Source organism: uncultured Gimesia sp. (assembly GCF_963972345.1).
In the GTDB taxonomy this organism is placed as follows: domain Bacteria; phylum Planctomycetota; class Planctomycetia; order Planctomycetales; family Planctomycetaceae; genus Gimesia.
Genome location: NZ_CAXAVM010000187.1, coordinates 1 through 13,249, shown reverse-complemented (window position 1 = coordinate 13,249; position 13,249 = coordinate 1). Strand labels below are relative to the sequence as shown.

Genomic DNA, 13,249 nt, shown 5'->3' with positions numbered 1-13,249 from the left:
TGCTGGGCCTGTTCGTATTCTTCGACGTAGGGAACGACCACGCCATCAAAGGTATCACAGACGCGGGCGACATCGGCGGCATCGCGACTGTGCGTGCGGGCCAGGCAGGCGATGCCTTTGGAGTTGAGGGCATATCGCAGGGGGAGGAACTCCGCGAGATCGAGGGTCGTATGTTCGGGGGTGACGATCACAAAGTCGAGCGAGTTTTCGGGAATCGATTCCACCATCGCCGGCACAACGGAGTACTGAAACAGCGAGCCATACACGGTTTCGCCTTTGATCAGTTTGTCTTTCAACTTCTTCACCAGCATAGCCGCCTCACTTCATTCAGGGGAACAGGAGTGATTTCTTAAAAGACGTTCACACTATGATGCCGGGTGGGGGTGAAGATGTAAAGAAAAAGGGATGGGTTGTGAAGAGGATTTAATCTGAAGTAGGAATGGTAATGTAAAATGAATCAGATTCTATAATAGCATATTAATTTTACTATATATTCAGTTTGCTTCTAAACGCTTCATCCAAATCGACTTCAATCTTCGGGGTTCATTTCTTTTTGAACTTACTAACCACCATTTTCCTTTGAAAGCGGAAATGTGCAGATTTTTGAGTATTCTCGAAACTCTTCTATCACCGTTTTGAATTTTGGATTTGAGATGCTTAATAGGCGATAAATCTGCTTGTCTTGAGTAATGAAGATATCCAATTAGTTGCTGTCTTTTGTGAGCGATAGGCTCTAATGATGAAGGCTGCACACGCTTGCAGGCAGCTTCATATGAATTAGCAAGATCTATTATCTTGGTTCTATGTTCTTGCGAGATTTTGGTACCGCGCCGTAAGTCGACTCTTATGCTATGAACTAGTTGAGGATTTGACCGGTTTTGAAATCCAGATTTCCTACGTTTTTTGTCATTGATCTGAATCCCAAACTGCTGCAGCATACCCTCTAATCGAAGTAAAATATTATCCCCTAAGTATTTTTTATATCCTGAGAGGACAAAATCGTCAGCCACTCTTGAATACGATAAATCATTCGCTCCAGAAAGTGACTTAAGGAACTGATCAATACGCCAGAAATAGAGGTTTATCGCATCATTGCTTACAGGAGATCCTTGAGGAATGCTACCACGAACAGTACATAATCGTGTCAATAATGTAGCAGTATCTTGGCGGAATCCAATTCGTTTTAACTCATAAAAAAACATCTCAGGTGTAATAGACGGATAACAATCTGATGCATCGCGAGTCCATACAAATTTTTTCCCTAGATGTTGTTGAGCACTTGTGAAACAAGAACGGTGTCTGACTCCACCGTGAGCTGATGGGTGAAATAGTTTTTTTTCAAAAAACCATTTATGTAATAATTTCAGCTTCTTTTTTGCCGAATCTCGAGGCGCATCTATTGCTCTTTTTTTACTTCCTATCATGATTTCTCGAGTCGGCTTGAACAACTTCTCGAAATTGCGAGTGAACGTCCAAAGCTGTCGTTCTGTCATTTTCATTGCAGCAGCGATTTCAGCTGGAGTGATTGACTTTGGGTTCATCCGTGCCCTCGCTAGCTTGTAAAAGTAGTTCCAACTTTTCTTCGAGTTTGATCAAACGATCAACATTTTTAGTGATTTCAGTAGTTACTTCATCAGAAGAAGTGAGCTCTGAATTATTGCCGACACTCATCAATATAAGTGCTTCAGAAGGAATACTTAATCCTTCTGCGAGTTTTCTCAGTACATGTAAGGATGGTTGTCTATCTCCTCCTTCAACTAGGCTCAAAAAAGGTACACTTACCCCGGCACTTTTTGCCAACGAATTTAGTTTCATTCCTTTGGCTTGACGAATTATTCTAATCGTCTTTCCTAGGTTATTCACCTGGATTGACTCCTTACTAACAGTATATTGAGCAAGGGACCCTTCTGATCCCTAGTTGACCTCAGGATGTAAGGAAGCTGTCAATTTCAGCATCCAAAATAGAAAGCGAAATTTCTAAAATAGATACGATTTCGAGAGCATTCACCGCACTGGAATTTCGCCCATACGAAGCAAGATCTTCGATAGTCTGAGCTATTTTCAGCGCGTCATCCATCGCTTCCCCACCTGTTGAACTTTGATGTTGAATCGATTTCAACAATTTGCGAATTGCAACCATACGATTTTCGATCGCATGGAGTTCTTCACAAGCTCGCCAGGTGCCTGATCGTTGGCTAGTCTTGTCCATAGGACAATGCCTCCTAATAAAGGAATGGAAGGAGATTTAAATCCCCCCGGGAAATTGAGTCAACAACCTAAAATTCCTAATAAAATAGAAATTCGTCGGCAGCCCTCAACTGGTACCACCAATCGGGTGGTCACGTACGACATACGTCGTCCGCGACCGCGAACGGCACGCGGCACCTTTCGGGATAGCCCGCAAAGGTCGAAGGAGGTTCCCTAACAAACGATCTTAAATTTTCAAAGAACAGGCAAAACATTTACTGTGTTGCGCTCGTTAAGATATCACACCCAAATAAGATGTCAATAGCGGTTAATAAATTAACCGGTAGAAAGGGATGTTTCGTTTGACATGCTGTTTTGACTCCAGCTCACTCTTCATTCAAAGCATTGAAGAGCTCGTCGAACTCTCGGGGTAATTCGGTGAGTGGCAGCAGGTCGTCGGCTTCCGGATCTTCGGGGAGGGGTTGAAAATCGATATAGCGCAGATTCAAAGTGACGTCGAATTCGCCCAGTGTCATGTCCAGCAGGATGAAACCCGCGCCCATCAATTCATCACGGTTCTCTTCGGTCAGACCGGGAACATAGACAATCAGATCGATGGCTCCGTCCTCGGTCTGCAGCCAGAAATAGAAGTCGCTGGCTCTCAATTCCCGGTCACCAAACCTCAGGCCGAACTCTGAGACATCGACCCGCTGGCGAAACGGAGTAAACGTCCATTCGGGCAGGTCGGGGGAGCTTTCAATCAGTGCCAGCACCGCAGGAAATGTCTCTTTCATCCCATCGGCGCTGAAGACCAGGTCACGAATTCCCTCTGAATTCAGTCTGGAAATTTCAAACGCCAGTCCCTCATCCACTTCCTGTAGTCGCTCATTCAGTTCCTCCAGCAGTTCTGCCTGATGGTCCTCAAAATTGTTCAACCTCGACAGATTGTTTTCAAACCAGAGCCAGAAGGAAAGTACATCAGGTGTCGATTCGGGGTTCATGCACATTGAGTGAATCCAATATCTCCAGGTATTGTATGCGGATCTTCCGACAGTTTACATGCGGCGCGATAAAAACTGAGTCCGATTCAATAGTGTATTAAAAAAAACAGATTTCATTCTAGCCTGTGAACTCGAAAGTGTGAAATGATTTTCATTCAGTTACCGCAGGCAGAGACTGCAGATCGGGTTCTACGAAAGTCTGTTTAGCTTTAATGGAGATGATGCGGTTTTTGCTGTAGTACTTGAGGAGTACCGGCTTATTGAGTGAGACGGCGCAGGCATCGCAGAATGCTTCGGAGTTTTCAAATGGTCCCGACTGTTACAGGGTGGCAGGGACCAGGTGCATGAAGGCGACGGTAATCGTTTCGTGGTAGCCGCGTTCGAGTTCTTCCGGGGTGTTGGTGGCTTTGTTGTACGCTTTGATGCCGGCCCGCATTTTTTCGGTCGCGGTCTGCAGATCAAATTTTGAAGCGTAGAGATAAGCAACGCGGAGATGTGCGCGATGCGTCCAGTCAGCGAAGGGGAGTGTGCAGTTTTCGAATGCGTTTAAAAATTGCAAATCATCCATGGTCAGATTACTTCCTGTTAAATCGAGACGCTCCGGTCCCCTGGTCGTTTTGAGGAAGCCTCTCACTCTCTGTTGTACCATTGTCACGAGTGCGGTTTCAATTTGATATCTCTATCTGGTTAAGATCAGATAAATGAGAAAGTATTCCTGTTGACCGGCGGGCAGGAAGCGGGAGTGAAAACAGCGCAGCTGTGAATCGAAACAGGAGATTGGTTTCGCATCACGGTTTGTGCATTTGACACCGCGGAGCGACTGGTTAAAGTTACAGAAAACAACCATTCTGTTCAGCGCGGGATCTTCTGTGATCCGGCAATGTGGAATGTGAGTTGTCCCTCTTCTTTTCTCCCAGCAGGGTTTGTCATGACTGATACCAATCAACCGGAAACCGAATCGAAACCTCCCGTAGAACCTGCTGCCAGTGAAACGACTTCTGCGGTCAACGAATGGAAGCCGCTGCGCATCTGGCCGCCGATTCTGTTACTGATCGGGATGGTGGTGACGCGGTTGATGCCGCGACTGGTGGAGTCGGATTCTCCGCTGCCGATAATGGCGGCGGTGTTCGGTCCTTTGATTTTTGGTGGACTGATTCTGGTGTGGTGGGTACTGGCCAGTCGGGCGACGTGGAAGGAAAAACTGATCGGACTGTTCGTTGTGCTAGTGGCAGCGGGTACGACACTGGCGTTGATCGATCCTACCATGCAAGGACCGGGGGCGATGCTCGTCACCGGGCCGATGGGGCTGGGTCTGTTCGGGATTGCGGCGTTGCTGGTGTCACGCATGCGAAGTGCGAAACGGACAGTGATTATTGTGGGTTGTTCGGTGCTGGGCTTCCTCTTTTCACTGTTACTCCGCAGCGAAGGAATGTGGGGCGACTATGATATGGAACTGGCCTGGCGGTGGACGCCGACCGTGGAGGAACGGATGCTGTCGCGAGCGGATGCGGCTCCCGCAGATCAGGCTACGTTGACGGCGGCAGAACTGGAAGCGGCGCTGACTGAACCCGAGTGGCCCGGCTTTCGAGGGGCGTTGCGTGACAGCGTGCTGACCGGTGTGTCCCTGGATGCCGACTGGAATGCGGATGTGGGGACGCCGTTATGGAAGAAAGCGATCGGGCCCGGCTGGTCTTCGTTTGTGGTCGCGGGTCCGATGCTGTTCACCCAGGAGCAGCGGGGCGAAGAGGAACTGATTGTCTGCTACGATGCCGAGACGGGCGCGGAACTCTGGACGCAGGAGATTAAAACGCGTTTTTATGATGCGCTGGGCGGGCCCGGACCACGGGCGACACCGACGCTGGCGGACGGGGGCTTGTATGTGATGGGGGCCAGCGGGCATGTGCTGCGACTGGACCCGGCCAACGGGGAGATCATCTGGCAGCAGGATGTGCGTCAGGTGGCTGACCGGGAACCGCCGATCTGGGGGTTCAGTTCATCGCCGCTGGTTGTGGAAGGTTCGGTTATCGTGCATGCGGGCGGAAAGGGAGACAAGGGACTGCTGGCCTTTGATACGGAAACGGGGGAGTTGAAGTGGTCGGCTCCTGCCGGCGATCATTCTTACAGCTCCCCTGCTCTGTTGACGATAGCCGGACAGCCCGTGATTGCAATGCTGACGAATAAGGAGCTGAACCTGCTGGATCCCGCCGATGGTGCGGTATTGCTGAGTTTTGATTGCGCTTCTGAGGGGCAGAGAGTGCTCCAGCCTCAACTGGCGGGCGAGGATGAAATTCTGATCGCGACCGGCATGGGCAAAGGGGTGCAGAAAATTCATGTCACCAAGAAAGACGGGAAATGGGCGGCGGAAGAGCTCTGGGCTGTAACCGGCTTAAAGCCGGACTTCAATGACTGTGTGATCTACGACGGGCATGCTTACGGTTTTGACGGTGCGATCTTTACCTGCTTCGATCTCAAAGACGGGAAGCGCAAATGGAAAGGAGGCCGTTACGGGAAAGGCCAGGTGCTGCTGGTCAAAGACTCCGGGCATCTGCTGGTGATCGGCGAAGAGGGAGCCGTCGTATTACTCAAAGCAGACCCCACAGAACATAAAGAACTGGCGACATTCCAGGCGTTGGAAGGCAAAACCTGGAATCATCCGGTGTTGAGCGGCGACCGGTTATACGTGCGAAATTCCACCGAGGCAGCCGCATATAAGCTGCCGGTAGTGAAGTAAAACCGGCGGTGTAGAACTCGATCATTCAATTGGAAACGGCGCCAGAATCGAGTCCCGTTTTAAAACGCTGCATTTACGAGCATGTCTAAGGTGACACAATCATCGAAATTAGAATGATCCTTCCGGCATGAGAATGCGTTTCTGATAGAATACAGCCTGGTAGAAGAATCCAAGAGTAACTCTTGCTGTGCGGTTTTAGAACGCATCACATTTAACCATAGCGTCTCTCAATCTAATATACTCGGGCCAAATGGCCCTGGAGACGCTACAGTAAAACTGGATACAGTCTATCATTTTTCTGAGGAGCCGATCCGATTGATAAACTGTCTGTGTGTTCAAGAATCGTTACCCTGGGCTTGCTGATCCTGGTTCCTCTGAGCTGTCAGCAGACGAGCGACCCCGGTCCACTGGAGACTGCGGTTGATTTGCAAAAGTCAGGTCAGACTGATCAAGCCATCGATTTACTGGCAGACTCAGACATCGAACAATGTCTCCGCGAATCCTCTCTGGAGTCGCTCAAAATGAGCGAGGCGCAATTCGCGGAGTTGTCCCGTGCAGGACGGAGCGAGGGCCAGGAGGAGATGTTGCTGGTAGTGCCAGTGGTGAAACAGGCCGCTTTTCAGCAGATTGAAACAATGCAGGCCGCTGAAGATGCCGGGCGAACCGCCGAATCGAAACGACTTCGGGATCAAATCCAACGGCTGATTCGCGATTTGCAGGGCGAGAACAGAGTAACGCTTTATCAGCAGTTGGGAAGCGGCATTCAAAAGAAGCTGGATCAAGTCACTTCGAAGCAAAAAGCCGACGAAACGGATTCGAAGGTCACGCATTAATGTCGTTGAAGCCAGATCGGGGAACGGGGCAGGTCGAAAATGACTGCGGCTGCAGTTAAAGCTCGACCTCGCGTGAGTCTCAGGAATCAGGTCCGGGCGGGTTCCTGACAATAAAGCCTTTCCATAACGACATTTCTTCGAATCAGAGGCTGGAATCGATCAATCGCAAGCGGGCCCTCAACCCCTGCTAGTCCTCACAAAGCAACCAATACTACGGCTTTCTGTCGAGAACTATGTCAAGATGGCCAGAATAGGAAACTTTCGGAGAATTTTGTTGTACTTTTATTTGTCCCAGTTTAACATGGCGACTGAACAGTAAGCTACCGTTGATTGAGACAGGATGTTTATGACCCGACGGGCTGTATTCCTAACGATCCTGCATCAATTGAGGTGGTACCATGTATCTGCTGGCAACATTATGTTCCCTCTGTCTGATCATTTTCGGGTCGCTCTATCTTTACTGGGGCGCTCATGCCGCCCGTCTGTATCGTGGCGTTTTGGACCCACAATCTGGTGAATGCTATACGCCGGTCGCGACGGTGATTCTGCCTTTGCGGGGTAATGATCCGTTTCTGGTGCATTGTCTGGATGGCCTGCTGAATCAGGATTACCCGGATTATCGAGTCAAGATCGTCGTCGACCATGTCAGCGATCCGGCGCTGGGCTTTGTCAGACAATACCTGCGCAGGAACCCTCATCCGAACTGTGAAGTTACGATTCGCGATCAGCAGGTTTCCGGCTGCGGGCTGAAAAATGCCTCACTGGTTCAGGCCATTCAAAGTGTCACCGCGGATGTGGAAGTGGTGGCCTGGCTGGATGCTGACGTGCTGCCTCACCGTCACTGGCTGCGTGATCTGGTGTCACCATTGCGAGATGCAGAGGTGGGAGTCGCTTCGGGGGTCCGCTGGTATGCGCCTCAGGCGACGAACGCGGGGACTCTGGTGCGGCATGCCTGGAATGCGGCGGCTGTGCTGCAGATGCTGTCGATGGGCATTGCCTGGGGTGGCTCGATCGCGCTGAGTCGCGCTGTATTTCAAGATCCACGATTTTCGGACACACTCTCAAAAATGATGTGGGATGATTCCGGACTGAAAGCCATCGCCGAACGCCTGAATCAGAAACTGGTCTTCTCGCCGGCAGCGACGATGCTCAATGCGGAGTCCATCGCATTGGATTCCAGCCTGCGGTTTATTACGAGGCAGCTGGTTAACGCGCGGTTTTATCATTCTCACTTCTGGTTCATAGCCACACTCGGATTTGTTTCGGCGCTCGCCCAGACAGTACTGGTCGGGCTGGGGCTGCTGTTTCTTTACCAGGGACAGCAGCTGGCAGCCGGACTGGTGTCGGGAGTATTGGGGTTTGCCGGCGCAGCGGTAGCGTTTTCCATCTATCGCCTGGGCTCACGCATTGAGCGACTGGTGCAGTCGCGGGGCGGTCAGTTCCGGCGTCATCCTCTCAAGACGATGGGATATCTCTGGGTGATGCCTTACCTGTTCTGCGGTTGTCTGATCGCGGCGATCCGCACACGCACCATCGACTGGCGGGGTGTAATTTATTACGTGCCTGCCCCGTTTGAGGTGTATATCAACCACTACGAACCCTACCAGAAACCGGCGCCCGTGAGCGTCAGGACGGGACTGGAGAACGTTTCGATTTGAGGGAAACGTACTCGCTCCACTCGGGTTGAACGTCAGCGGGAAGTCGGTAAGATGGATTGACGGTCCTTTTTGTTTCGCGTAGAAAAGACCGCCAGTCACAGTTGGATTCAAGTTTTCAACCGTCCCTCATCTCACCGACCGCATTTCATAAAGTTCAACTATGTTTTCCGAATCAACGTGGAGCCGTAAAAGCATTGGCGATGTGGATGTGGTGTACCATGACGGGTTGTATCACCTGTTTCACCTGGTGCTTCCCAACCATGACTTCATCGCACATGCGATCAGTGATAATGCATTGAACTGGCGGCGGGTGGATAACGCGCTGTTTATCGGCGACCCGGGGAACTGGGACGATCTGATGCTGTGGACGATGCATGTCACACCCGATCCGCATGAGCCGGGCCGCTGGCGGATGTTTTATACCGGTATCTCGCGGCGTGATCAGGGGAAAGTACAGCGGATAGGTCTGGCATGCAGTGAGGACCTGTATCACTGGGAGAAAGCAGACGTGAACTGGGAGGATCGGCGTGGCATGCATGACCCCCAACACATTCTGGAGATCCGCGCGAAGCTGCAGTCCGTGGTTGCCACGAACATCAAGGCGAAGCAGAATCCTGACAGCTGTTTCCCCCTGGAGCCGGCGGAAGAGTATTACGAATCATCGCCTGAAAATGAACGAAACTGGGTAAGTTTTCGTGATCCGTTTTATTTTTGTGAAGGGGATCACAGCTGGCTGTTGATGTCGGCCCGTGTGAATGAAGGGCCGCTGGTTCGTCGAGGCTGCGTGGGTTTGATGGAAGAAGTCGCGCCTAACCAGTTTCAGGCATTGCCGCCTCTGCATGCACCGATGATCTATGATGATATCGAAGTTCCGAATCTGTTTCGGATCGACGGCGATTATTACCTGATCGGTAGTCTGCGGGAAGATGCGAAGATCCGATACTGGCATACGGAGAGTCTGGAAAAGCCCTGGCGGAACTATTATGACAATGTGCTGCTGGCACAAGGCAATTATGCCGGTCGCATCTGTCGCGATGATAAAGGGATTCTACTCTGGAACTTTTATACCAGTCGTCCCGATGATCGCACGGCGAATAACCTGTTGCCGCCTCCCAAGCGCCTGGAGCGTCTGGCCAATGGACAGCTGCGTCCCACAACCTATGAGGGAATTCATGACCGCGAGTTGGAAGAGCTCGACTCAAAACACCTGCATGTTTTAAAAGGGACCCATGAAGAATCGTTCTTTCGTGTGGACGATGGATCTTTGAAACTGGAGAGTCAGGCCGGCTACCAGGGCTTTGTGTTCAATGAGGAGGTCGACTGTTTTCGTCTGAAGTGTCATATTTCGATGCAGGGGGACGGCAAATGCGGTATTTTGATCCGGATCGATGCAGATTCTTATGACGGCTATTACCTCTCGCTGGATCTCCTGAAAGGGATCGGACAATTTCGTTCCTGGCGAACGGGAGAAGAGAAGTCGGGCGAAAACATGATGCAGTTTGAATCACTGCAGGAAGGCTTCTGGCGGGTGAGGGATCCCGAAGATGTTGAGATTCAAATGATCTCGTTCGGCAGTTATCACGAATTGAGTGTTGATGGCGGGGTGGTGTTATCCCTGGCAAACGCCACGTTCAGCAGTGGGATGCTGGGTTTCTATGTCGAGACTGCTACGCTGCAGATTAACCATCTGAAAGTGCATCGCCTGGAACCGCCAACCCAGACCGACGACCATCTGACGACGGGCTGGCGTAAAAACGGGCATGCGGAAGAAGAAGGAAAATAAGTGGACTGTATGGCGAGAGTGCCGGGCTCTGTGTCTGATCAATTGAGCAAATTGACGGCCGTGCGGATCGCCAGCAGAATGGATGTGATCAACCCGATGAAGCCGAGGATTTTCATCCAGGCGGGAATGGCGTTTTCGCCTTTCATGTCGGCACGGGTCGCCAGCCAGAGCATGGCAATCGCCAGCATCGGAATACCCAGCACCGTCAGCGACTGAGCGAAGATGATCAAGCCTACCGGTTTCTGGCCCATGGTTTTGGTGTAAATGGCAACGGTCATCCCTGTCACCAGTGCGAACACGGTGAATAGTTTGGGCCATTTCTGATCGATATAACCACCCAGTCCGAAACCATCTGCCAGGATCGAACCGCCGATCATGGCGTTCACGAGGAACGAACTGAAGGCCCCGGCGAAAATTCCCAGCGAGAAAATAACCATGGCTGATTTTCCAAAGCCAGGTTCGAGGCTTGTGGCGACATCCGAGACGGACGTTAAAGTAACCACATCGGGATTCTGATACAGCACCTTCGCAGCGGTGATCAGTACCATTAAGGTGATCAGGCCCAGCACACTGATACCGAGGGTGGAATCGATGAGACCCTGTTTGAGATTCGCCCGGGTCCAGCCTTTCTGGCGTACCAGGTAAGACTGATAAAACGCCCCCGCGACGGAGAACGTTGTGGCATACATTGCCACGATGGGTGTCATGACTTCTTTCATACCGGCGCCGTTGGCAGCCTGTTCGGGCAGTGAAGGGATCAGGCCTGCGAGCGCTTTCAACCAGTCGGGTTTTACCTGGAACAGATTGATGGCGAAGGCGATAATCATGATAGCGACCAGCAGCTTCATCAGTTTCTCAATCAGGCCGTACAGGTGCTTGAAGCCATACAGTGCCAGAATAATGAAGCCGTTCATGCCGATAATAATCAGAATGGGAATGGAGGCAGACGCCGTTGTCACCGGTTTCTTTGCATTCTTAGCGGGTTCCTGAGCTGCTAGCGGATCAACTACTTTTTTTACGGAATCAATTTCATCGGCAGGCTTTTCATCGGCTGCTGGATTTTCTACCGCCTGTACCTGGGGTTCCAGGAACGGTTCGACGGCCGCCAGTACACCCAGGTTATTACTGAATTGAAAACAGGCGGCGATCAGGAACAGGATGACACCGGTTGCCGCAGCCACGGGCCGTCCGGCGCGTTCTGCCAGTTCATCGCAGATCGTGCCTTTGAGTTGTATCCCCAGTCGGGCGGACAGCGCCGTCATGGCGATCATCATGATCACGGCAATCACCAGCACCCAGCTCATCTCGTAAGCATAGGTATGGCCGATTTTGGAAGCCGACAGAATACTGCCCGGCCCCAGTACCACCGAGGCGGTGATGATGGCAGGTCCCAGACTGGCAAGAATCCGTGTGAAGAAATTGGTAGGCGGCTGGTTGTTCATGTCTGATGTACCGTATTTTCTAAATATAAGTTAGCAATAGGCTGCATCTTAACAAACGGCAGACGGAAAATGAGGTTTCCGCATGGTTTTTTATTCAAATCGATCGTAAATCAGGACTTCATCCAGCGATAACTGCCCTCCCCGTTCGTTGGCAGGCCGAATCGGTTTTCCGACTACGACGAACATGGAGATCAGGAAATCCTCGGGCAGATTGATCAGATCGGCCACTTTTTCGAAGTCAAACCCGTCCATCGGGCAGGTATCATAGCCCATATCTTTGGCGACCAGCATCATGGTCTGGGCGGCCATACCACAGGAACGCTGGGCTTCATCGCGCTCCAGCTGTTCTTCGTTTTTGTAGAATGACAATATCATGGGTACCAGTGCCTGTTGTACCGGCTCTGGCGCATTCTTCCAGTACCGCATCGGGTCTTTCTGCCAGGATTTCATGTCGGCACAGATCACCACCAGCAGAGAGGCATCAGTGACCTGTGCCTGGTTCCAGGAAGCTTCGCGAATTTTCTTACGCAATTCGGAATCCTTCACTACGACAAATCGCCAGTGTTGAATATTAAAGGCAGTCGGTGACAGGAGTGTGTAAGAGAGGAGTTTATTGATTTCCTCGTCTGTCATCTGGTGATCGGGGTCGTATGATTTGACAGAACGTCTTGCTTCAATTGCTTTTAAGGTTTCCATTCTCATTCACTTTTATTGATAAATCGACAAAGAAATATTTCCGGTATCAGCTTTTTCTATCATAGGCAGTCGCCCTGTTGAATAACACTGTTTTGCGGAAATCCTGATCGGGAAATCGCCTGTTTTTGAAGATTTTCCAAACTGGTCAGTGGGAATCTTTATGGTTAGAACATTGTCGCTGCCTGGAAATCCCCATATAGTTACCACTGCGGGCAGCCGAACAGCAGACACGGATGATTATCACGAATGCCCAGCATCGGATTCATCCTGCACAACGGACTCACTATACAGGATCAGTCATGTCGCAGTCAGAAAAATCGAAATCGTCTGAGAGCAGTTCAACCAAAGATCAGAAAATCCAGCGTGGCTCATGGGGACGCATCTTGCTGGTGCTGGCCATCGGATTCTGTGTGCTGCTCTGGTTTGCCCCGCAGATCGTCTCGCGAACTTCGCTGAAAGATTCGATTCTGCCCCTCGTTCTGAAAAACTATCCGGGCGAGATCCGCACTGGCGAAGTCAGTCTCGGCTGGGGAGAGCCGGTCACATTTCAGAATGTGTCGTTCGAAGATTTTGAAGGCCGCGATGTGGTCCGCATCGATCAGATTCAAACGAAAAAAACATTGTGGGAACTGGCGACGGACCGCAAACGCGTCGGCGATGTGAATGTGGATCACGTGACGACGCTCACGTATGTCAACGAACAGGGACTCGCGAACCAGGATCTGCTGACGGCGATCATCAATAAAGGGACCAAAGAAAATCCCCTGGGGGACCCTGATGCGAAGGAAGAACCCCAGACCGGACCGCAGCAGTCATTAACGCTGCATTTATCTGATCTCGACATGAATGTTGTGAATGCAGGGGAAGAGTCTACACCGTATCTGACCGGCATGAATATCACGGTCACTCGTCCCCGAC

At 51.0% G+C, this 13,249-nt stretch carries 13 protein-coding genes; 5 read left to right on the top strand and 8 right to left on the bottom strand.

Going from position 1 to position 13,249, the window contains the following annotated elements; all coding sequences use genetic code 11:
• The 6 genes from AACZ40_RS23255 to AACZ40_RS23230 all read right to left on the bottom strand — a co-directional run.
• On the bottom strand, positions 1–311 hold a 311-nt coding region (locus tag AACZ40_RS23255), incomplete at its 3' end, for a hypothetical protein (protein WP_339676036.1).
• A gap of 183 nt (positions 312–494) precedes the next feature.
• Positions 495–1,541: a reverse transcriptase domain-containing protein gene (locus tag AACZ40_RS23250; protein WP_291173555.1), complete on the bottom strand. Its 1,047-nt coding sequence runs from the start codon at positions 1,539–1,541 to the stop codon at positions 495–497.
• The gene (locus tag AACZ40_RS23245) at positions 1,513–1,863 is read right to left on the bottom strand and encodes a helix-turn-helix transcriptional regulator (protein ID WP_291173552.1); all 351 of its coding nucleotides are present in this window, start codon (positions 1,861–1,863) and stop codon (positions 1,513–1,515) included. The genes AACZ40_RS23250 and AACZ40_RS23245 overlap by 29 nt, the downstream gene beginning before the upstream one ends.
• A gap of 61 nt (positions 1,864–1,924) precedes the next feature.
• Positions 1,925–2,209, bottom strand: coding sequence for a hypothetical protein (locus AACZ40_RS23240; RefSeq protein WP_291173549.1), 285 nt, complete (start codon positions 2,207–2,209; stop codon positions 1,925–1,927).
• Between the two features lie 364 nt (positions 2,210–2,573).
• On the bottom strand, positions 2,574–3,188 hold the full coding sequence (locus AACZ40_RS23235; protein ID WP_291173546.1) for a hypothetical protein: 615 nt from the start codon (positions 3,186–3,188) through the stop codon (positions 2,574–2,576).
• 319 nt (positions 3,189–3,507) lie between these two features.
• Positions 3,508–3,756 carry a hypothetical protein gene (locus tag AACZ40_RS23230; protein WP_339676032.1) on the bottom strand — a complete coding sequence of 83 codons (249 nt, stop codon included), beginning with the start codon at positions 3,754–3,756 and terminating at the stop codon, positions 3,508–3,510.
• A 360-nt stretch (positions 3,757–4,116) separates the two neighbouring features.
• Between AACZ40_RS23230 and AACZ40_RS23225 the strand changes: the two genes are divergently transcribed.
• The 4 genes from AACZ40_RS23225 to AACZ40_RS23210 all read left to right on the top strand — a co-directional run bounded on the left by AACZ40_RS23225 (position 4,117) and on the right by AACZ40_RS23210 (position 10,193).
• Positions 4,117–5,919, top strand: coding sequence for a PQQ-binding-like beta-propeller repeat protein (locus tag AACZ40_RS23225; protein WP_291173539.1), 1,803 nt, complete (start codon positions 4,117–4,119; stop codon positions 5,917–5,919).
• Positions 5,920–6,440: 521 nt separating this feature from the next.
• Positions 6,441–6,752 (top strand): hypothetical protein, encoded by a 312-nt coding sequence (locus tag AACZ40_RS23220; RefSeq protein ID WP_291173537.1) that lies wholly within the window; start codon positions 6,441–6,443, stop codon positions 6,750–6,752.
• Between the two features lie 398 nt (positions 6,753–7,150).
• Entirely contained in the window at positions 7,151–8,410 is a 1,260-nt protein-coding gene (locus AACZ40_RS23215) for a glycosyltransferase family 2 protein (protein ID WP_291173535.1), read from the top strand.
• Between the two features lie 160 nt (positions 8,411–8,570).
• Entirely contained in the window at positions 8,571–10,193 is a 1,623-nt protein-coding gene (locus tag AACZ40_RS23210; protein ID WP_291173532.1) for a glycosyl hydrolase, read from the top strand.
• 38 nt (positions 10,194–10,231) lie between these two features.
• On the opposite strand, the gene AACZ40_RS23205 is transcribed toward AACZ40_RS23210, so the two are convergent.
• Together AACZ40_RS23205 and AACZ40_RS23200 are read right to left on the bottom strand one after the other, a co-directional pair.
• Positions 10,232–11,635: a divalent metal cation transporter gene (locus tag AACZ40_RS23205; RefSeq protein WP_291173529.1), complete on the bottom strand. Its 1,404-nt coding sequence runs from the start codon at positions 11,633–11,635 to the stop codon at positions 10,232–10,234.
• Between the two features lie 90 nt (positions 11,636–11,725).
• Entirely contained in the window at positions 11,726–12,331 is a 606-nt protein-coding gene (locus AACZ40_RS23200; RefSeq protein ID WP_291173526.1) for a nitroreductase family protein, read from the bottom strand.
• A 299-nt stretch (positions 12,332–12,630) separates the two neighbouring features.
• Between AACZ40_RS23200 and AACZ40_RS23195 the strand changes: the two genes are divergently transcribed.
• Positions 12,631–13,249, top strand: a 619-nt coding sequence (locus tag AACZ40_RS23195; protein ID WP_339676025.1) for a hypothetical protein, incomplete at its 3' end; no start/stop codon positions are given.